Annotated in this window: 16 protein-coding genes; 11 read left to right on the plus strand and 5 right to left on the minus strand. The window is 51.6% G+C overall.

Annotated elements, in window-relative coordinates:
• Window positions 1–861 precede the first annotated feature (861 nt).
• The 8 genes from FJM74_RS10020 to FJM74_RS10055 all read left to right on the plus strand — a co-directional run bounded on the left by FJM74_RS10020 (window position 862) and on the right by FJM74_RS10055 (window position 12222).
• Window positions 862–2205: a hypothetical protein gene (locus FJM74_RS10020; RefSeq protein ID WP_187262463.1), complete on the plus strand. Its 1344-nt coding sequence runs from the start codon at window positions 862–864 to the stop codon at window positions 2203–2205.
• 2 nt (window positions 2206–2207) lie between these two features.
• Window positions 2208–2621 (plus strand): hypothetical protein, encoded by a 414-nt coding sequence (locus FJM74_RS10025; RefSeq protein ID WP_187262464.1) that lies wholly within the window; start codon window positions 2208–2210, stop codon window positions 2619–2621.
• Window positions 2622–2624: 3 nt separating this feature from the next.
• Window positions 2625–4076, plus strand: a complete 1452-nt coding sequence (locus tag FJM74_RS10030; protein ID WP_187262465.1) for a hypothetical protein — start codon at window positions 2625–2627, stop codon at window positions 4074–4076.
• A gap of 190 nt (window positions 4077–4266) precedes the next feature.
• On the plus strand, window positions 4267–4563 hold the full coding sequence (locus FJM74_RS10035) for a GIY-YIG nuclease family protein (protein WP_187262466.1): 297 nt from the start codon (window positions 4267–4269) through the stop codon (window positions 4561–4563).
• A gap of 271 nt (window positions 4564–4834) precedes the next feature.
• The gene (locus tag FJM74_RS10040; RefSeq protein ID WP_187262467.1) at window positions 4835–8296 is read left to right on the plus strand and encodes a hypothetical protein; all 3462 of its coding nucleotides are present in this window, start codon (window positions 4835–4837) and stop codon (window positions 8294–8296) included.
• A 152-nt stretch (window positions 8297–8448) separates the two neighbouring features.
• Window positions 8449–9507, plus strand: coding sequence for a hypothetical protein (locus FJM74_RS10045; RefSeq protein ID WP_187262468.1), 1059 nt, complete (start codon window positions 8449–8451; stop codon window positions 9505–9507).
• A 249-nt stretch (window positions 9508–9756) separates the two neighbouring features.
• Window positions 9757–11550, plus strand: a complete 1794-nt coding sequence (locus tag FJM74_RS10050) for a hypothetical protein (RefSeq protein ID WP_187262469.1) — start codon at window positions 9757–9759, stop codon at window positions 11548–11550.
• A 12-nt stretch (window positions 11551–11562) separates the two neighbouring features.
• The gene (locus FJM74_RS10055; RefSeq protein ID WP_187262470.1) at window positions 11563–12222 is read left to right on the plus strand and encodes an OmpA family protein; all 660 of its coding nucleotides are present in this window, start codon (window positions 11563–11565) and stop codon (window positions 12220–12222) included.
• 2 nt (window positions 12223–12224) lie between these two features.
• On the opposite strand, the gene FJM74_RS22545 is transcribed toward FJM74_RS10055, so the two are convergent.
• Window positions 12225–12350 carry a hypothetical protein gene (locus FJM74_RS22545; protein ID WP_262890432.1) on the minus strand — a complete coding sequence of 42 codons (126 nt, stop codon included), beginning with the start codon at window positions 12348–12350 and terminating at the stop codon, window positions 12225–12227.
• A 232-nt stretch (window positions 12351–12582) separates the two neighbouring features.
• Between FJM74_RS22545 and FJM74_RS10060 the strand changes: the two genes are divergently transcribed.
• From FJM74_RS10060 to FJM74_RS10070, 3 genes are read left to right on the plus strand one after another with little or no spacing between them, the layout of a single operon-like run.
• Window positions 12583–13731 carry a hypothetical protein gene (locus tag FJM74_RS10060; protein ID WP_187262471.1) on the plus strand — a complete coding sequence of 383 codons (1149 nt, stop codon included), beginning with the start codon at window positions 12583–12585 and terminating at the stop codon, window positions 13729–13731.
• A gap of 16 nt (window positions 13732–13747) precedes the next feature.
• Window positions 13748–15433: a BCCT family transporter gene (locus FJM74_RS10065; RefSeq protein WP_187262472.1), complete on the plus strand. Its 1686-nt coding sequence runs from the start codon at window positions 13748–13750 to the stop codon at window positions 15431–15433.
• Window positions 15430–16308 carry a universal stress protein gene (locus tag FJM74_RS10070; protein WP_187262473.1) on the plus strand — a complete coding sequence of 293 codons (879 nt, stop codon included), beginning with the start codon at window positions 15430–15432 and terminating at the stop codon, window positions 16306–16308. The genes FJM74_RS10065 and FJM74_RS10070 overlap by 4 nt, the downstream gene beginning before the upstream one ends.
• A 256-nt stretch (window positions 16309–16564) precedes the next feature.
• Here FJM74_RS10070 and FJM74_RS22550 read toward each other — a convergent pair whose 3' ends face one another.
• The 4 genes from FJM74_RS22550 to FJM74_RS10090 form a co-directional block, all read right to left on the minus strand.
• Window positions 16565–16810, minus strand: coding sequence for a hypothetical protein (locus tag FJM74_RS22550; protein ID WP_187262474.1), 246 nt, complete (start codon window positions 16808–16810; stop codon window positions 16565–16567).
• Window positions 16810–17178, minus strand: coding sequence for a MarC family protein (locus FJM74_RS22555; RefSeq protein WP_187262475.1), 369 nt, complete (start codon window positions 17176–17178; stop codon window positions 16810–16812). Before FJM74_RS22555 ends, FJM74_RS22550 begins: the two co-directional genes overlap by 1 nt.
• Window positions 17179–17476: 298 nt before the next feature.
• A complete protein-coding gene (locus tag FJM74_RS10085; protein ID WP_194349977.1) occupies window positions 17477–19525 on the minus strand; it encodes a M13 family metallopeptidase in 2049 nt (682 codons plus the stop codon).
• A gap of 672 nt (window positions 19526–20197) precedes the next feature.
• Window positions 20198–21310, minus strand: a complete 1113-nt coding sequence (locus FJM74_RS10090; protein WP_187262476.1) for a pyridoxal phosphate-dependent aminotransferase — start codon at window positions 21308–21310, stop codon at window positions 20198–20200.
• Between the last annotated feature and the right edge of the window lies 1 nt (window position 21311).

The following is a 21311-nucleotide window of genomic DNA, read 5'->3' on the forward strand; positions in this document are numbered from 1 at the left end:
TCCTGCGCTGGAACTACCCGTGCAGGAGGCTGATTTTACATTTTTTTGCGCACACACGAAAAGTAAACATGCCCTCAAGGCACCCTCCGGCAGGAGGTGCCTCTACAGAACTAATTTTTAACGACTATCCCGGTAATTAAGTTGGCCGATTCAGAGGGTAGCCAATATAATTATTGTCCAACCCAGGATTTATGCCGCATAAGTGGTTGAGGCTCTTCTCTTAATCCTCACAAAAGATACCCCCGGCAATTATTCTAATCAAAACTGCCCTCCGGAGGCTCTGCTGCTGCTGCTGCTGTTTGCCTGCACCTGGAAGAAAGGATTCTTCTGATTTACCTGCTGCCCGATTATTCTAATGGTTTTGCCCCTCCGGAGGTATCTGCTGCTCCTGCTGCTCTGATTGGATGCTAGGTGTTAAATTTTGTCGTTTTAATCCAGCTGGCAGGTAGTAAAGGGTTAAGAGTAAGAGCTGATGTATTTTAAGCCTGCTAGAATTTCATCTTCAAATTTTCTCATCTCCAAATTTTCAAATTTAAAAATCCCCAGATCAAGAATTTAGCACCTTACCCCATTTCCTGCCTGATCCTTAAAACATATTGTTTTGTTTTCGTTAATTTGTTGATAGACAAGCTGCTGGTACTATTGTGAAAATAATATATAATAGCCACTGTATCTTATCGTTTTAGAAATCGTTCAAAGGATTTCCTGAAAGGAAGCGTTCGGTCTGATAGAATATTATAAACTGAATCAACTGGTTTATAGCGATTTGGGAGGGGTAGGTCTTCAGCAGCAGACTTTCCGGTTTAAACAGTTTTTTGTCTGTGATCTGACATCCATAATCTAAAGTCTAAAAATAAATACATGCCTATAACAAAGTCTGTAAGTGGCTTTCATTTGCTGCTGCTTTGCCTGATGCTGATTGTTTCCGGGTGCTACACGAGAGAATCCAGCGGGGACGAAACTGATACCACCCTTACGGTAGAGAAAAACGAAGAAAAGCCCACAGCCACCGCTCCTGCCGAAAGCGCCAAAGTAGATGTGAACCTGTACCTGGAGATATCGAACGGCATGAAAGGCTTTATGCCACCTGCCGAAGCAGGCAGGCAACCCACCGGTTTTCAGACGAGGCTGAACAAAATGATATCCGAAGTGCAGGATGGCATTTATGTGGATGCCAAAAGCTATTACCTGGCCAAGCAGGACAACCAGGGCCGCCCCGTGCTGGATAGCGTCTCGTACAATACCCTCAAAAGCACTGTGGTAAGTGGCATTAAAGCCAATGTGTTAGGCACTCCCTTGCCTGCCATGCTACAGGCCGCCCTCGGAAAATCGGTGGCGCAGGATGCCGTCAGCATCATCATTTCTGATTTTATTCATGGCCCCGACCCGCGCGATCAGGGGCAGTTCATCTCCCTCGATTCCGATATCCGGAGCAGCCTGAAACTGGCCGAGCATAAAGGTTTGGTGATGGCCGTACTGGCCGATGCCTCTGCTTTTTATGGCTCCTACTACCCGGCTGTTAAAAAGCCAGCTGCCAGCCGGAAGCTTGATGGGGAGGAAATACCCTATTACATCTGGGTAATTGGCAGGCAGCAGGATGTGCAGGTGGTTACCAGCAAAGTGCTTCGTAACCTGCCCGCGCAGCAGGCCTACTTTGGCTTCGGGTATACTACGCTGCCCTACTCCGCCGTTTTAAAGTCGAAGCAGTTCAGGCCAAGTGGCGTTGTGTACTGCACCTCCCGCACCGCCGAAGCCTGTACCTCTGTGAACATGCAGCCGCAAAAGGACGAGCCGGTTGCCTTTACGATCGGTATGGATCTGAGCACCCTGCCTGCCTCTATGCAGGAGGTAAAGTACCTGGAGCGCCACCTGAAACTGGCGGCAACCGGCTGCCGGGCCTCCTTAGGCGACATTACAGCAGCCAGCGAAGACACCAAGGCCATGCCGGACCTTGCAAGCTTTACGCATTTTGTGCAGGTAAATGTGCCGCAGCTTACTGCCAGCAAAGGAACTATTGCCCTGCAATTGCCGCAGGTGGTGCCCGCCTGGATCGGGAACTGGTCTACCGAAAACGACAACGACCCGGCAGCCGACCCGAAAAAAACGTATCAGTTCAACAAAATAATAGATGGTGTACAAGCCTTGTACCGGGATCAGCGTAAGCACGTATTCAGTTTAACCATGGATTTTAACAAAGCAGATTAAGTATGATACAGAACTTTTTCTCGGGTCTTTATGAGCTTATTTTAGGCCGCCCTATGCCTGCAAACTTCACGAACGACTACCGCGAGGTGGTTTTTCCGAACACAGGTCTGCAGCTTTTCCTTATCTCGCTGGCCCTGGTCGTGATTTATTATTACGTGCTGAACCGCATGATGAGCACCGGCTTTTACAAGACCCAGCACTGGGTACTTTTCCTGGCCCTCAACGCCATCATCGCCTTTGTCGTGCCCATCGTCCAGGTGAACAGCCATGGCATTGACTCGCACTCCTATACCTACATGTTTGCTTTCGTGAACATGATCTATAGCTTAATCTTATTTTTTGTTTTCTCTATACTCCTGAAACGAGGCTCCGTGCAGGCATGGACAACCCCCATGAAATGGCCTCATAAACGATAACCTATGGCAAAGCTTTTTGTATTCGGAATTGGCGGCACGGGCTCCAGAGTTATCCGCTCGCTGGTGATGCTCATGGCCGCTGGTGTCAAGATCCGGAACTGTGATAAAATTGTACCTATCATCATCGACCCCGACACGCAGAACGGCGACATGAACCGCACCGTGGAGCTGCTGAAAACCTACAAGCACCTGCACGATGGGCTGGGCAGGAGAGAAGAAGGCTTCTTTCACACCGATATCAGCACCCTCTCCAGTATTTCCGGAGACGGCACCGGCAAGATCCGCGACAGTTTTGTGTATGATTTTGGCGGCATCAACAAACCGTTTAAAGACCATGTGGGCTACAACCAGCTCGACATAGACAGCCAGGCGCTCGTGGACCTGCTTTTTACGCCCGAAAACCTGAGCAACAGCCTCGATGTCGGCTTCAGGGGCAGCCCCAACGTGGGCAGTGTGGTACTCAACGAGATCATCGATTCGCCGGAGATGCGCTTTTTCGCCTCCAACTTTCAGGCCGGTGACCGCATCTTTTTTGTGAGCTCCATCTTCGGAGGCACAGGCGCAGCCGGTTTCCCGCTGCTGCTCAAGAACTTTAAGGATGTGCACACCACGCTCCCGAATGCGGCCAGCCTTAACAGCGCCCTGACCGGTGCCATGGTCGTGCTGCCGTACTTCTCGCTGGAGCAGCCTGCCGCAGGCGTAGAGGCAGATTTTATCGACTCCAATGCCTTCACCACCAAAGCCAAAGATGCGCTCTCGTATTACCAGCACCACCTGGGTGGTGTAAACGCGGTGTATTACATGGGCGACACACCCGACAAGCCACTGGAGAACAACCCCGGCCGGGCCAGCCAGAAAAACGATGCCCACCTGGTGGAACTACTGAGCGCCCTGGCGATTGTAGACTTCATGGATTATTCCGACAATGAACTGTCGGGAGGAGAGGTGTACCATGAGTTTGGCCTGCGCGAAGACGTAAGCCATGTGCAGTTCTCGCATCTCGATCAGGAAACCCGCGACCGGATCGCGAAACAGCTCATCCGCTTCCACTACTTCGAACGCTACTACACGGCCCATATGCCCGACGACGCACAGGCAGCCTATGCCAAAGGCGTGGACCTGACCAGCGCCCTTCGTAATGAGCCAATTTTTAAAGAACTGAACAAGTTCCTGACGCACCCCGACTTTGGCTACCAGACCTGGCTGAAGGAGCTGAACCAGAAGGACAGGACCTTTGCCGCGCTCAACATCAACGAATCAGACTTTAACCGCATGGTGGCTGACAAGCAAATAGAGACAGGTTTCCTGAATAAAGGGATTCACCAGGGCGCCTTCGTGAAAGAACTGAACCGCGCCTCCGAGTCCATCTCCGACCGCGATGCCTACAAAGCCACGATTAAAGCCTTCGAGGCCGCTACCGAAGCGCTGGTAGATAGCAAGCTGAAGTACGCTTAGGCTGCGCCAAATTAGAAATTCAAAATTAGAAATTATGGATTTTAAAGCGATGTAAACACCTGCTCAAAAGACCTCGCAGTGGGCGCAGCTCCTGCGAATGTCTGAGGGAGGTGCAGATGTGAAAAGCTTTTTTGCTTCCCCTTTTGTCATCCTGAAAGGATCTTGCGGGCAAGATCCAGAAATGTCAGCTATGAAAAGCCACAACTACTTTGTTTACATCATTACAAATCCTGGTAAAACGGTGTTGTATGCAGGTATGACGAATGATCTCAACGTAAGGCTGGAGCAACATAAGCAGAATCGGGGGAAGCGTGATTCCTTTGCCGGGCGATATTACTGCTATAAGCTGCTGTACTACGAACATTACACTCACACACAACACGCGATTGAGCGGGAGAAAGAGATAAAGCTTATGAGCATGAAGGCCAAGCTGGATTTGATAAAACAGGAGAATCCATCGCTCATGTTTCTGGAAGTGCGGGAGTAGCAGATGTTTATGGATTTCGCCCATAAGATCCTTTTAGGATGACAAAAAGAAGGGGAAACGTGCCACGATGGTAAAATTAGGAACAGCAGCATCAGCAGAGCTAGTTGCCTCCTGAGGGCCATTTTCATTAGAATAATTAAAGACAGAAAGTCAGACCAATAGCTTAAAGTCTTGAAAAAGGAAACAGATCAGGAGTGGGAACAAAAATCCTGAACATCCTATAATCCTGAAAATCCTGATTCAGACAATTTTACCAATAAACAGACTCAATATGCCGAAAGTACTTCGTCTTCATAAAACCGGATCTAACGTAGAAGGTTGGGCCAAAACCAGTCAGATTACCAGCACCGAAATTAAAGACATAGTGGATGGTGCCGGGGGAAGAGCCCAGAAAATCAACGCCTCTATTCCAACTCCATTCGCCCGCATGCACCTCTTCGAAACCGCTTTCGAGTTTGTGAAGCAAGGGGTGGCCGACACCAAGGGCAGCATCTACCACAAAATGGTGACGCATTTCTGGGACCTGTGGGAGCTGCTCTACAACCACGAAAGCTACGCCCAGGCCGGCAACAAAATTATTGTAAGGCGCTGGAACAAGCATCAGCAACTGGCAGCCATGAAAGCGAACCCCGGCACGAACCTGCTGGGAAAAACGCTGGAGCTGTTCATGAACGATAACCGCTTTCAGGGCATCGAAGATATTTTCCTGTTCTATTTCGAGACCAGCAACAGCAGGGGCGACAGGCACATGCAACTGATAGGGGGCACCTCGCCGCTTACCTTCCTGTTTGTGTCGCCGAGTGTGCAGCCGCTCTCTATCAACAGAGCTCAAAATGCGGGCACCTACTTCGATAACCGCTACATGGGCCTGCAGGAGCGGGCGAACGATTTTAAAGAGTATGTGCACAAGCTGTTCGCTTCTAACCCAGCCTACATTCATGCATTCCCTGCCGTGTACGGCTCCCTCGACGAGCGCCTGCTCCGGAGCCTGGCCATGTCTGGTGCGGTAGGCGCCAACGCGCTGGCTGCTGACTTTGCGCCGCTCGTGGATTTCCAGCAGAACCCGGTACACGTGGGGCACTTAACGTTTTTGGTGCGAAAAGACCAGACGGCCGTGACAAGCAGCGACCTGTTCCTGCGGCCAACCAACCCGGCTTTTGCAGGCGAGCGGCCTATTGTACTGAAGCCGGACCTACGCTTAGCTCCCAACGTGAAATACGTGAACAACCTGGCCTGGCCTGCCAACACCACCGTAGGCTACTCCGACAGCAAAGCCATTCCGAACCGCTCGCTGCCTGGCGTTGGTTTTAACTATCCCTACCTGACTATAAATGACCTGCTGCAGGAAACCCTGGTGCAGGTACCCTACGAGGTGAATACCGATCGCTTCTACAGCGGCACCGTTACCTATCAGCCGGGCGTTACCGAGAAATCGTTTAATTACCTGCTGCCCATCACGAGCCTTTATTTTGAGTACTTTACGGCGCAGGACCTGGCCAATCACCTCACCTTTTACATTGATGTAAACCATGTGCGGGTAACGCTGCAGATTCCTACGGAGAGTGGCAGCGTGGTGTATGAGCGCAGCTATTACGATAATCCGCTCAACCCCAAAGATGCCAGCGGCGAACTGATACCGGAGAAAGGGCAGATCCTGAAATCCAGAGTAGGGTTGGGAGTTTTTCCATTCTATAAATTTACCGACTCCGCAGCCTACAACGATTTTTACAAGGTGATGCTGGTGGATGAGGACATCGATCCGCTGCTGGTGAACCGGAACCATGACCTTTCGTTTTTTGCAGGTGGCAAGCAACTGGAGGCTGGCGGCGGCATTATCTCTGCCACAGCACATCGTCGTACCAAAAAGAGCAACAGCAGCGCCGGCAGTACTTACTACGAAATTAAAGGCACGCACTTCGACTTCGCTGAGTTTACCCACGCGGGAGTAGACATCTCCGGAAGAGCCCTTATTGTGCCGCGCTTCCAGGAGGTGCAGCAGGGGATTCATAACTTCACTTTTGCCGTGGATTTTGGGACGTCCAACACCCACATCGCCTACACCTCAGGATCGAACCAGGCACCAAAAGAGTTTGCCATTACGGCCAATGATCTGCAGCTGGTCATGCTCAACAAGCCATCAGACGATCCTTCGCTCACCGATTACCAACGGTACCATAAGCGAGGTTTCGGGAGGTTGTTCGCCGTTGAGACCTTGCTGAAGCGGGAGTTCATTCCGCTGATCATTGGCTCCGGCGGGTCCCTCTACTCGTTCCCAACCCGTACGGCCACCTGCGAGTCCATTGATTTTGAGAACCAGATTCCGAATTTGTTTGGGAATATCAACATCGGCTTCTCCATCAATACCGAAGGCACGCACCAGGATCAGTACAAGCAGACCTACCACACCGACCTGAAGTGGAGCGAAACGCTGACGAACACCGGCAAACGCCGCATCGAAGCCTTCTTCACCGAAATTATGCTGCTGCTCCGCAACAAGGTGGTGCTGAACAACGGCAACGTGGCCAGCACCAGAATTGTGTGGTTCGCCCCGCTGAGTTTCGATGAATATTCGCGCAACATGTTCCAGAACGTGTGGGATGGCGTGTACAACAAAATTTTCCGCAACAACAGAACAACCGTGTGCATTACAGAATCGGTGGCACCTTATTACTTCCTGTCCAGAACCGGGGCTGTGGTGCCGAGCCAGGACGAGAACCTGATCAACGTGGACATAGGCGGTGGCACCACCGATGTGCTGCTGTTCACTAACCGGAAACCTTCGCACAGCTCCTCCTTCCGCTTTGCCGGCAACGACCTGTGGGGCGATGGGTTTGCTACCGTAAAGACCAGCAAAGACAATGGTCTGCTGCAATACGGCGTGGCGCACGTGCTGCGCATTCCGCTCACCGAAGAAGGCAAAGAGTACCGCAAGTTCCTCGAAACAGCCTTAGATAACCCGGACTTCAGCTCTGCCGATATTACCAGCTTGCTCTTCAGCTACGACAAAGAGCTGCACTACAGTTCGCAGCTGCTACAGGCACGACAGCTGCGCCTGATGTTCTACCTGCACTTTGGAGCGCTAATGTACCACCTGGCCCAGCTCGTGAAGCAGCTTGACGTGCAAACGCCGCGCTATATCTGCTTCAGCGGACAGGGCAGCTTGTATATCAAATTACTGAGTGCCGGCAACAACCTTTCGAATGTGGAGCGCTATGCCAAGCTGGTGTTTAAGAAAGTAACAGGGCAGGAGCCGCCGGCCAACTTTAAGCTCGTGCTGGTCGATAACCCGAAACAGGTAACGGCCAACGGAGGCGCGATGGCCCTGGAAGGAACCAATCTCTCTGACCTTACCGACATTCCGATTATTCGTCCGACTGGTGCCGCAACCGAAGAAGACGCGCTGCGGCCGGTAAACAAAAGCCAGATCTCAGGCACGCTCCGGCAGGAAGTGCTCGACAACGTGATGGATTGCCTCCAGCTCCTGCTCGACGACGACGATGTGGCGCCGCTTATGCGCTCTATGGGCGTGGAGGTGGACCCGCTGCAGGTGCTCAGCTTTATGCGGGCCAACATGCAGGACAGCCTGACCATGGTGTTGGAAGACACGCTCAGAGGCCTCAGCGATCGGGAGTTACTGCCGGAGACGATGTTCTTTATGCCGCTCAAACAGTCACTTTACCTCTTATCCAAAGAGCTGTTTCAGCAGCAGGTACAGACGGGCAGCATTGCCTAAGACTACTTTCCGGAGCGTCTTCTGCGAAGGGGGCGCTCCGTTTTCTTTTGGGCATTAGGCGCTACCGCCGTAGATTTGTGCAAAGTATCTGAGAATATTCCCGATCTTGCATCGTCCAATATTGTTTAAATAAGTAGAAAAAGCACGATTACATGGATTACATAGCCATTATCATTAGTATAGTAGCCTTAGCTGCTGCAGGATTTGCCTTTTTAAGAGCGAGCAGCTCCCACCGTATCCTGGTGAAACGCCACAAGGACCTGAAAGAAAAGATCAGCTACCTGGAAGGTAAAGTCAAAAAGCTGGAAGGAGAAACCTCCAGGGGGAACAGACCAGCGAACACCAGGCAGGAAACAGGCGGCCGGAATCAGGCAAGACCGGAGCAGCCACGGCAGGAGCAGGCACAGGAGCCACGGCAGCGGCGCGAGAGGCAGCCACAGCAGCAGCAGCAGCAGCAGCAGGCGTCAGCAGCCAGCCCCACTACGCAGGAAGGGCAGCAACCACAGCAGCCGCGGCGGAAAAAAGAAAACCGACGACGGAATGAGCCCATGGATCGGAGCCAGGAGCAGGAACAGGCAAGAGAACCGCAGCAGAATCCCAGAACGAGACCAAACAGGCTGGAGTTTGCCAGCGGCGATCTGCTGGATGAGTTAGAGCAGGAGGCCGGCAAGGCCGCCCCAACAGCAGGAGCTGAAGTGACTGTTGCGCCGCGCGCGCCGCAACGTGAGCAAAGAGAGCCAAGAGAACAGCGGGAAGAACGTGCGCCGAGGGAACAGCGGGAACCAAGGGTACAGCAGGAGCCAAGGGTACAGCAGGAACCAAGGGTGCAGCAGGAGCCGAGGGTACAGCAGGAGCCAAGAGAGCAACAGCCAGAACGGAAACCTGCCAGAGCAACCAGGCAGTATGCCATTATTCCGGAAGACGGGGTTATTAAACAACATCAGCTGCAACAGCAACCCGACTCCGACAGTTACCTGGAGGTAGATGCGCCTGCAGATGGAAACAGCAATACCACCCGCTACCGTTTCAACCTATCTGGTAACCAGGCCTTCGTGATCTCGCAGGGAATCGACAGGTTGGAGAACGCCTTCAGCTTCGAGAAACCATCTAACCGCAAGGTAAGCCAGGTGGTTCTGCAAAACGATGGCATCCTGACCAGAGTCGGCAACGGCTGGCGAATCCAGGAAAAAGCAAAAATAGATTTCAGATAGGGCACTTCGTTCTAGTTTTGAATGAGTGATTGAGTGAATGCGTGAATGAGTGAGTGGGGGGATGATGGAACGAGTGAAATAATTAAAGGGGAAAGGACTTCCGGAACACATTTCCGCTGCTGATACTGCGCTTCCTTTACGCAACTCCCAGAAAAGGACCTTGACAGCAGCAGCTTTTTGGAAGGCCATTTTTTATTCAAATAATTCATTCACGCATCCACTCAATCACTCATTCAAAATTTCTACAGCATGGAAGGCATATTTCTCATCGAAAGTATTTTAATTCTGATCATTCTGGGTTACCAGCTGTATGTGTACAGGGGAAACAAAGAGAAAATCAGAACCATAGATGAGCTATATCCTTCGGAGCACCAGCTGTCTGTAAGAGAAAGCATTTTGACTCCCGGCAGTGGCACCGCTGCAGAAGAAGCCATAACGCTGGAGCGGCAGTGGGAAGAGCTGCTGGCTGGCAAGCCCTTTAAAGAGTATTCGCTGCACAACCCGGTGCTGATTCGCGCCATTAAAGTGGAGAAAGAGGAGGTTCGGATAGATGCACGCAATGGAGAAGCAGTGCAGCAGTACAATGTGGCCAAAGGCAGGCTTCGGAAGCTGCTGGAAGATGGCAAGATACTTTTTCCGGATGCTGCCGAACAGCAAACTGTAGTAGCTGAAAAAGAAGGTCTCACAAGCGAACCCGTGTCCTTCGATCTGCTGGAGGTAACCAATCCTTCACCTACGTTCAGCAAGATCATCAGGAGCACCAACGAGTACCTGAAACGCAACAAGGGAGCCGCTGCTGATTTCGAGATACTGAAAGATGTGTCGGAGCGGCACTCGGAGTCGCTGGATGCGGAGGTACAGGCCACCATTGCCACACCGCTTTATGTGGGTTTGTTGGGTACATTCTCAGGTGTGATCATTGGTCTGTCGAGCCTGGTGTGGAGCGGCCTTCGTGCACCGGAGGCCGCAGAGTCTGCCGAAGTATTATCACCTTTTATCACAGACCAGAATATTCCCTCGTTCCTGTTCGGAGTATTGATTGCCATGGCAGGTAGTTTTCTGGGTTTGCTGCTCACCCTGATGGGCAACCAGGCGCTCAAGAATGCCCGCAGCCGGCGCGACACCCAGAAAAACGCCTACTATACGTTTCTGCAGACCAGCCTCCTCCCCAAACTCAACTCCGACATGGCCGCCAGCCTGGGCAACCTGAAGGCGGTGCTCGATTCATTCAACAAAGATTTCCTGGACAAGATCCTGGGCTTCCGGCCCATTGTGGATAGCCTGACGGAGAATATAAGCGTGCAGAAAGAGTTTATCCAGAAGCTGGATGAGATCGGCTTTACCCAGATGGCCAACGCCAACATGATGGTGTTTGATAAGATTAAGGAGAGCGAAAAGCTCTTTATGAATTTTATGAAATACCAGGAAGCCCTGAACCAATCCGTAGAAAAAGGCGCCGCGCTCACCAACAACATTGAGCAGGTGCTCTCGCGGCTCACGAGTCTGCAGGAAGGCTTCGACCAGGTGCCAGGCTACCTCCAGAAACACGACGAATCCATTCAGCGGCAGATCAACTTTTTTGGCAAGCACGAGCAGGAACTCAACGACATCGCCAGCCGCACCGAGCAGTATTTCGACAAAGCCGCCCTGAAACTGACCGAGCTGATGGAAGCGCGCCTGGAGCACCAGGAGCGCGACGCGCAGAACGCCTACGCCAAATGGCAGGAACACTTCAGGCGGCTAAACGAGGACAATGTGTACCAGCGCATCCTCGACTACATGCGTCCTTTTGAGAACCTGAACGAGCAACAGAACAACCTCAGTACACAGCAGCGGCAGCTATCTGACAATATCGGGGTTACAAACGAACGTCTTCTAGATAAATTGGAGACGGATGCGCAGATACAGCAGCAAATGCTGCAACAACTCAGAGAACTAAATGCTTTTCTGGTAAAAAGTGCAGAGCCAGGACCTGTGAAGGCGGCTTTTCAGAAGATTTTTGGCGGAGGCAGCAACAATAGCAACAACAGGAGAGTAGGCTAACCGGTCAGGCGCATGAGCAAAGAAAACAGAGATTTTTTCTGGCCCAGTTACGTGGACCTCATGACGGTGCTCTTTATCGTGATGCTGGTGCTGTTTGTGCTCAGCTTTAAAATGTTCCAGAGCAAAGATCACGAGAACCGAAACACACTGGCCCGCCTGGAAGTGCAGTTAGAGGAGAAGAAAAAGCTCGACGAAATCAAGGCTGCCCTGTCGCGCCTCGACGCCAAATATTTTCAGTACAACGAAAAGTTCAAACGCCACGAACTGCTGGTAAACGTGCTGTTTGAGCCTAGCCGCGCTGAAATTCCGCAGCAGGCGCTGGCACCGCTCCGCAGGGCAGGAGAGGAGCTGAGCCAGGTGCTGAACTCCATCGAGGACGACGATGTGAAATACCTGATCGTGATAGACGGTCGTGCCGCCAGCTACCCCAAAGGCGACCCACGAAATATCACAGAACGAGACTACGCCCGGGAACTAAGCTACCGCCGGGCCCTGGCCTTGCTGAAATTCTGGCGCAGTGCCGGCATTAAACTCCCCGAAGATAAGATCGAGCTGATTGCTTCGGGCAGCGGATTTGAAGGAGCCGGCAGAACAGGCGACGAGCGCGACCGCCGTTTCGTGATCCAGATTCTGCCGAAGGTAGGGACGCTGGATGTGCGGAAAGTGAAGTAGCTTTACTCGTTGAGCAGCAGCATCAGGGGCAGCAGCATCTCAGGAGGGGCTTTTTCATTAGAATAATTGCTGTGCAGTGTAATCTTAGGAGCTGCGCAAGCTGCCAGGTCTTTGCTGTTCTTATTCAAATTAACCATTTCACCATTGAAAAATTCAACAATTTATTTCCTCAGTAATTCACAATCGGCAACCAACAATCAAGTATAATTATTCTAATCAAAACAACCTTCCTGAGACAATTGTACCTGCTGCCCCTGCCCCCAAAATACTCCTCCTTAACCAGGAATCAGCATTAGGAATAACTTTTGAAGTTTATGCACGTCAAACAATAGAGCTGCTGTAGCCAAAAACTAAAGTTTGATGCATAAAACACTTTTACAGCTAACTTTTTTGCTGCTACCTACACTTTGCTTTGCACAGGCTCCTGCGGAAAAACCGGAAGAGAAGCCTTTTCTAAAGTTGGGTGGCGCGGTGCGATTTAACTACAACCTCTCTACCTGGAAAAAAGATCAACTGGAGCGTGGCGGCGACTTTGGCTTCGATCTGTTTCGCATAAATGTGGAATCTGCCTACAGGGGCATCAAACTAAATGCAGAATACCGGCAGTATTCGCAGGCCTTTGGGGGAGGCTTTCTGAAGCAGGGCTGGTTTCAGTACGATTTTTCCGATAGGTCGCAGCTGCAGGTAGGACTTAACCAGGTGCCGTTCGGGATACAGCAGTACAACTCCAACAACTGGTTTTTTAACATGACCTACTATGTGGGCTTCGAAGACGACCACGACATGGGCGTGAAATATCTCCACGATAATGGGCGCTGGCAGTGGCAGGCAGCCTACTATAAGAGCGCTGAGGAATTTGTGTTTGGACTGGCAGAGCCCAGCCCTGACCGCTACTCCTACGATGTGACCGGCCGCAACAAAGAAAACAACCGGCTGGACTTTAAGCTGATCCGCCGCCTGGGCGATAGCCTGGAGCATGAGCTGGGGGCTTCGCTGCAGGGTGGGCTGCTTTACAACATCGACACAGAGCGCAACGGTACCCGCTATGCCGGCGCGCTGCATTACGAATACAAGGTGGCTCATAGCCCCTGGAACCTGAAGCTGCAGGCCATGCTCTACCAGTTCAATCCGGCGTATGCTGCCGAAGCCGATCTTGATTTTGTTGAAATGGGTGCCTACGGAGCAAACTATAACGTAGCCACCAAAGGCGAAATTTATACCGCCGGCCTTTCGTACCACCTGCCCCTTGAAACGCGTCTGTTGCAGGGCATCACTTTTTACGACAATTATGGCTACTATCACAAGCGGGTAAGCGGTTTCGAAAATTCTCATATGAACGTGCTCGGCGCCCTGTTTACTGCAGGCTCCATGTATATCTATACTGATGCGGCATTTGGCTATAACCAGCCCTGGTTAGGGCCGGAGTGGGCAAATGCCTTTACCACGGGCACAGCCGGAGACACGCGCTGGCACATGCGTTTCAACATAAACATGGGCTACTATTTCTGATAAAAAAATATACCAGATGAGTAAAGTAAAAGGAAGTGATGGAAAAAAATCGTTTGGGCTGGATGTAAACGGGCCGGTTTTCTGGTCCTCTATCCTGTTTCTGGTTGTCAGCATATCGCTCACGCTGCTTTTTCAGGAGGAGGCCGAAGGGGCCTTTACGGGTATGCAGGCTTTTGTGGCTGCCAAGGCAGGCTGGCTTTTTACGGTCAGTGTCAATATTTTTCTGATTTTCTGCCTGTTTCTGGCTTTCAGCAACTTCGGAAAGATCAGGCTGGGCGGTAAAGAGGCGCGGCCTGAGTTCAGCACCAGCGCCTGGTTTGCCATGCTGTTCAGTGCAGGCATGGGTATCGGGCTGTTATTCTGGAGTATAGCCGAGCCAGTAAGCCATTTCCAGACCCCGCCACTAGGGCAGGCAGGCACGGCAGAGGCTGCCCGTACGGCCATGAACGTTACGTTTCTGCACTGGGGCTTTCATGCCTGGGGCATTTATGCGCTGGTGGGGCTGGCGCTGGCCTACTTCAGCTTTAGCCGGAAACTGCCACTCACGATCCGATCTGTTTTCTACCCATTCCTGGGGGAGCGCATTCACGGGCCGATCGGGCATGTAATTGATGTGCTCGCGGTGCTGGCCACGCTGTTCGGCCTGGCTACCTCGTTGGGGCTGGGGGTGAGCCAGATAGCGGCCGGTCTGAATCATATTTTTCCGGCCATACCAAACACCATCACGGTGCAGGTCATCCTTATTGTGGGCATCACGTTGGTGGCAACCGGGTCGGTGGTGATGGGGCTCGATAAGGGCGTGCGGTTCCTGAGCGAGTGGAACATGCGCATTGCCATATTCGTGCTGCTGGCGGTTGTGTTGCTTGGTCCTACGGTGTTTATCCTGGGGGCCTATGTGCAGAACACCGGCGACTACATCGGCAATTTTATGCAATGGTCGTTCTGGAACGAGGCGTACTCCGGCAGAGACTGGCAGGCCGGCTGGACCATTTTTTACTGGGGCTGGTGGATCGCCTGGTCTCCTTTTGTGGGCATGTTTATTGCGCGGGTTTCCAAAGGCCGCACTATCCGCGAATTTGTGCTGGGCGTGCTGATCGTGCCCTCGCTGCTCACTTTTTTCTGGATAACCGCCTTTGGCAGCACCGCCATACGCGAGGTGCTTGGCGGCGATCCTACCATTGCAGACGCGGTGGCAGCAGATATATCTACGGCGCTGTTTGTCTTTTTTGAACAGTTACCTTTCTCTACCGTTCTCTCCGTTATCGGCATTATACTCGTAGCGGGTTTCTTTGTAACTTCTTCCGACTCGGGCTCCCTGGTAGTAGATAGTATTACCTCCGGCGGTAAGCTGGATTCGCCGGTAAGCATCCGGATTTTCTGGGCGCTCACGCAGGGAGCCATTGCCGGCGTTTTGCTGATCGGTGGCGGCTTGAATGCCTTGCAGACAGCGGCTATTGTGACAGGGCTGCCATTTACCATTATTCTGCTGCTGATGTGCTACAGCCTGTACCGGGGGTTGAACGAGGAAATGGAAGACGAGATAAGAGCAGGCAAGGCACAACAGCGGAAAGATTACCAGCAGGTACTGACGGAGATGCTTGCCAAAAGGGCGCAGAAGCAGCAGACACCACCTGCCGTAGCACCTAAAGCAGAGATTGATCCGAAAGAGAACACATCCAACCAAAATCCTGATTCACTATGATTGCAATAGACGCACTAATGGTTTGCCTCGATCTGAGCGAGATGGACGATAAACTTATTGCCTTCGCGCGTTCGATATGCGAGCGGCTTCCTGTCCGGAAGGTTTATTTTTCGCATAACATCAGAATGTATGACCTGAGCGACGATTTCAGGGAATGGATGGGAGATGTGGACCTGAGCAAAGAGGTGGAGGATAATATAACAGAGGTGGTTGCCGAGCATTTCGGCTCCGTGGCCGACTACGAGATACTGGTGAGTGAGGAGCCCAACACCGAAGTAATACTCGCCGACATGGTAAAGCGCTACCAGGTAAAGCTGACGCTGCTGGGTAAGAAGTTCAGCGAGAAGAGCACGGGCGCTTTGGGTACCAAACTGCTTCGTATCCTGCCTTGCAGCGTGCTGGTGTTTCCGGAGCAGGCCACCCACGGCATCCACAGCATGCTGGTACCCATCGATTTTTCCGATACTTCTGTACTTGCCCTGCGCCTCAGCAAAAGCCTGGCCGATCAGCTGGGACTGCATCTGGAAATACTCCATGTCTACCGCCTTCCTTCGCAATACTTCCCGCTCATTTCAGAGGAGAAGGCTGTGCAAAAGGCAGAGGGAAATGCCAGAGAGAAATTTGCAGAATTGCGGAAGCGTCACCAGGAGATGGCAGAAGTCCCTTACACGCTGGTGCGTGCAGCCGGCAAAAGTATAGGCGAGCGCATTTGTCAGCACCTTAAAAAAGGAAAGCACGACCTGCTGGTGCTGGGCCTGAAAGGAAACAACCCGCTGCCCTCCCTCAGCCTCGGCAGCGTACCCACCGAGCTTTACGGCTCTGAGGTTACGGTACCGATGTGGTTTGTATATTCGGAAGATATGATTAAAAAGTAGCTTCAGGAGCAGCAGCACCTCCGGAGGGGGTATTTCATTAGAATAATTCGACTATATAACATAGCTAAGTACACTGCCGCGAGCTTTCAGCTACCGAGAGTAAGCCTACAGGTGACAATAGTGGTGGACGCGAGTTGAAAGCTTGCGGCAGTGATAGCAGTTCTACTGTTTTGGCCTCTACTATGGAATACATGCGAATAATTCCGGGCACAGCAGTATTGAAAAAGGTATACGGAAGGTCAGTGGAACTGCCTGCCTACACCTGCCCATGCGCCGTAACCAGGTTGCTGATGCCTGTCACGATCATATCGATGCCGATGGCTCCCAAAAAGAAGCCATTGATGCGCAGGAGCAGCTCCATGTTCTTGTCGAACGCCAACTGCACTCTTTTGGACCGCATCTGGAGGCGGACCTGTTTTAAACCCATTATCACCATAAAGTTGATGAACATGATCAGGAAGGGGGCCAGCACGCCCTGCCATAGCTCCAGCTGCTCCGACATCAGCACGGTAAGCGAGATCGTGCCCGCACTACCATAAAAGGCAAAGCTATTTCAGAGGCCAGATCATGCAGATCGCCTTTTATCTGGATAAACGCCTTTTTCCCCTGCACAATAAACATGTAGGCAAAGGAGAAGAGCACAATCCCGCCAAATATTCTGAATGAGTCAAAATTGATGCGGAACACTTTCTGGAAGACCATATCGCCGAACAACAGAAAGACCAGGAATATAGAGAAAGAAATAACAGAGGCTTTTATGAAAACAGACCTGAAATCCTTATCCGACAGGTCCTTCATCACGGGTTTTAAGTACAGAAAGAGAGCAAACGGATTCAGCATAACGAGGAAACCAACTATAGCTGCGGTCATAGAATAAGCACATTTTTTTACTTGGTACGAGTGGTGGGTAAGATAGATGTATTTGATATGGTTTCAATGTGACTCAACCGGAAATGCCTGTAAGTAGCAGCAACAGCAGCAATTGCAGAATTGTCTTACAGGCGTTCCAGAGCGGAGTTCCTCCTGAATCATTTACAGTCTGAAGTCGGTCGGCCAAAGAATCTGAACAGCAAACCGTGAAAATAAAAAAAGAACCTGCTCCCTAAAGAGCAGGTTCTTTTTTTACAATTTAACAAGGCAGCAATTTAACGATGCAACAATCACGTCATTACCAGATCTTCACCCGCTTCTCAGGTGCCAGGTAGAGCGAGTCTGTAGGCTTTACATTGAAAGCAGTATAGAACTCCGGAATGTTGCGGACCACGCCGTTTACCCTGAATTTGGCAGGCGAGTGCGGGTCGGTGTTTACCTGGTTGCGGAGTGATTCTTCGCGGGCTTTGTAGAGCCACGCCTGGCCCCAGCCAATCAGGACACGTTGCTCTCCGGTAAAGCCGTCCAGTACAGGCGCTTCTTTTCCGTTCAGGCTCTCTTTGTAGGCTTTCATGGCGATGCTCAGGCCCCCCAGGTCGCCAATGTTCTCGCCAAGGGTAAACTCGCCGTTCACGTTCAGGTCGTCGAACACTTTAAAATCGTTGTATTGCGCTACCAGCGCGCCGGTTCTTTTCTTGAACTCCTGCTGGTCGGTTTCGGTCCACCAATTACGCATCACGCCATCACCGTCGAAGGTGCTGCCCTGGTCGTCGAAGCCGTGCCCGATCTCGTGTCCTATTACACCGCCAATAGCCCCATAGTTTACGGCGTCTTCAGCGTTCATGTCGAAGAAAGGCGGTTGCAGAATGGCGGCCGGGAACACGATTTCGTTTAGAGGCGGGTTATAGTAGGCGTTTACCATCTGCGGTGTCATCAGCCACTCATCGCGGTCCACTGGTTTGCCAAGCTTGTTTATGTTGCGCTTGTACTCAAACTCGGTGGCTCGCTGCATGTTTCCGAACAGGTCATTTTTCACTACTTTCAGGTCGGAGTAGTCGCGCCACTTGTCGGGGTAGCCAATTTTAGGTGTGAACTTGCTGAGCTTGTCTAAGGCTTGCTTTTTAGTGTCCTCACTCATCCAGTCGAGTTCCTTGATGCTGGTTTCGTAGGCTTTGAGCAGGTTATCCACCAGCGTGAGCATACGCTCCTTGGCTTCGGGCGGGAAGTGTTTTTTTACGTATACTTTTCCTACTATCTCACCCAGGTTATTGTTTACCACATCTACGGCGCGTCGCCATTGCGGACGTTGCTCTTTTGTGCCATAGAGGGTTTTGCTGTAGAAATCAAAGTGCTCCGCGTCCAGCTCTGAAGTAAGTACCGTGGCAGCGCCATGTACGAGGCTCCATTTCAGGTAGTCTTTCCAGGTGTTGAGTGGCGTGCTTTTTAGGATATTGTTCAGCGCCTTTGTGTAATCGACCTGCGTAATCACGATGCTGTCTACCTGCTGCACGTCTGCTCTTTGCAGGAGCGTGTTCCAGTCAAAATCGGGCATCAGGGTTTTAAGATCTTTGGTGGCGTATTTATTGTAAAGGCCCACAATATTGCGGGTTTCCTCTTTCTTCATGTGCTGGGCGGCCAGCTTTGTTTCCAGGTCCAGGATCTGGGAGGCCTTCGCGGCACTGTTTTCGATGCCGGCAATGCGCAGCATGTTCTCGATGTGCTTCACGTATTTAGCCCGGATATCTTTCGATTTGGCGTCGTTCTGCAAGTAGTACTCGCGCTCCGGCAGCCCCAGGCCGCCTTGCCAGGTGTAGAGCATGTATTGGGTAGGATCTTTAAAATCCTCCATCACCCCGATGCTGAAAGGCACCATGCTGCCCGAGCGATTTGCGTAGGCAAAATAGTCGGCCAGTGCCTGCGGGCTGTTTATGGCATCGATCTTCCGGAACTCGGCTGCGAGGGGGGCCAGGCCAATGGAGTCGCGCACTTTGATGTTTAGGTAAGACTCGTAAAAGTCGCCTATCTTCTGCTCGTCAGAGCCGGCGGCAAAATCCCCGGCGGCGGCCTCCTCAATAATAGCTTTTACATCTTCCTGCGATTTGTCGTTCAGCATATGAAAAGCGCCAAAAGCAGACTTGTCGGCCGGAATCTCTGTGTTTCTGGCCCAGGAGCCGTTTACATAAGCCATAAAGTTATCGCCGGGGGCAACGGTGGTGTCCATGTTGGCAACCGTTATGCCAGAGTGCAGTTGTTCATCGCCGATTTCTTTGGAGCTGTTGCAGGCCGTAACCCAGCACAGCGACGTGGCCAGGAGCGGAAGGAGGTAAGGTTTCTTGATTTTCGGCATAGTGTAAGTAAAATAATAGATTGATTGATGGTAAGAAGGAGAGAATAAGGTATGATTACTCAGTTATTTGAAGATTATCGCGCATAAAAGTATTGAGAGTCAATCGCTTATTTGAAATTAGGAGCTTTTCCTGGAAACAAAACAATTAGTTCTGCTCTTATGGGGCTGATTTGCAATTTATAATACCCTTACCTGCTTCCGCTTAAGAAAGTGACAGTACAAACCTTTGTCTACCCAGTGCTTCCTGAGGACTCAGCCTTACAAAAGACAAGCCTGCACAAGAGGTTTTATGTAAGGCTACTGCCTTTATTCTTTTGCCTCCCGCGAGTCGTGTATCATTGTTCTTATGATGTTGAAGGCTTTTTAGCTTGTATATTAAGAGTCTAATATACTCAGAAAAACATAGTTTTCTCATTCTCAGGAAGTATTATTTTATCGTGGCACTAGCAGTACTAATGTTTTCTTTCATCGTGCAGGAGATCGCAAAATCCCAGCAGGAGGAACACCAGCACACTCCACAGCAGCAAAGCCTCTGGAGGTGCCTTTTTATTAGAATAATTGTTGTTCAGTATAATAATGGTGGAAGAGGCACAGCATGCCGACATAAAGCAGCAGCTTCTGTGGCTGTAGTTGCCACCCGCACCACATCTTTCAAACGCCGCAGCTTGCAGATTATTCGCTTACCACCAGTTCATGCAGCGCTTTTTTGAGCCGCGATAGTGCTTCGGTCAGCTGTTCCGTTTCTATGGCAAAAGACATGCGGACGTGGCCGGGGGCGCCAAAAGGGTCTCCTGGCAGCAGTTCCAGCGCATACGCTTCTTTCAGATATTGGCAGAGCCCGGCACTGCTCGACAGGATGGCACCGGTAGGGGTGGTGCAGGGGAGGTAGTAGCTGATGTCGGGGAAGAAATAGTAGGCTCCCTGCGGCAGAAAGAACAGCAGGTGTGGAATTTGGCTTAAGGCTGCTTCGGTAAGGCTTCTGTTCTGCTGCAGCACCTCCAGCATGGGGGGCAGCACCTGGTCCCGCTCCTGCAAGGCGGCCGCTGCCCCTTTTTGCATAAATTTGCTGACACCAGCTATGGTGGCCGCCTGGAAGCCGGTACACTTTCTCACCAGTTCCGGAGACCCCACCAGGTAGCCTATGCGCCAGTCAGTCATGGCAAACGACTTGGAGAAGCCGTTTGTCACCACTACTTTTTCTGTTGCCCCCTGGCAGGAAAGGATACTAGAAAAAGCCCCATCGTAAGTAACAAAGTCATATATTTCATCAGACACAACATATAGGTTCGGAAAATCATTGGTTACGGAAAGGATGTCCTCCAGTTCCTGCCTGGTATACATACGCCCGGTGGGGTTGCCAGGGTTTGTGAGCAACAGTATCCGGCTTCGCTCGTTCAGGGCTTCTCTTAAATCTGCCGGATCCAGGGTATAGTTGCTTGCTGCCGTGGTAGGCAGCTGCACCAGTTTGCCCTTGCTGTAATCCATCAGCTGCTGAAAGCCAAACCAGGCCGGCGTGGGAACCAGCAGTTCGTCATCGTCCTGCAGCAGCGTGCTGAACAGGTAGAACAGGGCCTGTTTGCAGCCGGGCGTAATGAGCACCTGCTCCGGCGTCAGCTCCACCCCATCGTTTTTATAGCGTTGCGCAATGGCCTCCCGGAGCTCGGGCAGCCCTTCGGCGGAGCCATGGCCGGTGGCGCCGGCTTCCAGTTCTTTTGTAGCCACAGTAATGGCTGGGGCAGGGCTGCGAAAGTAACTTGCGCCCGATGCCAGGTTTATTTCTTTCATT

Origin of the sequence: Pontibacter beigongshangensis (assembly GCF_014332515.1) — a bacterium.
Classification (GTDB): domain Bacteria; phylum Bacteroidota; class Bacteroidia; order Cytophagales; family Hymenobacteraceae; genus Pontibacter; species Pontibacter beigongshangensis.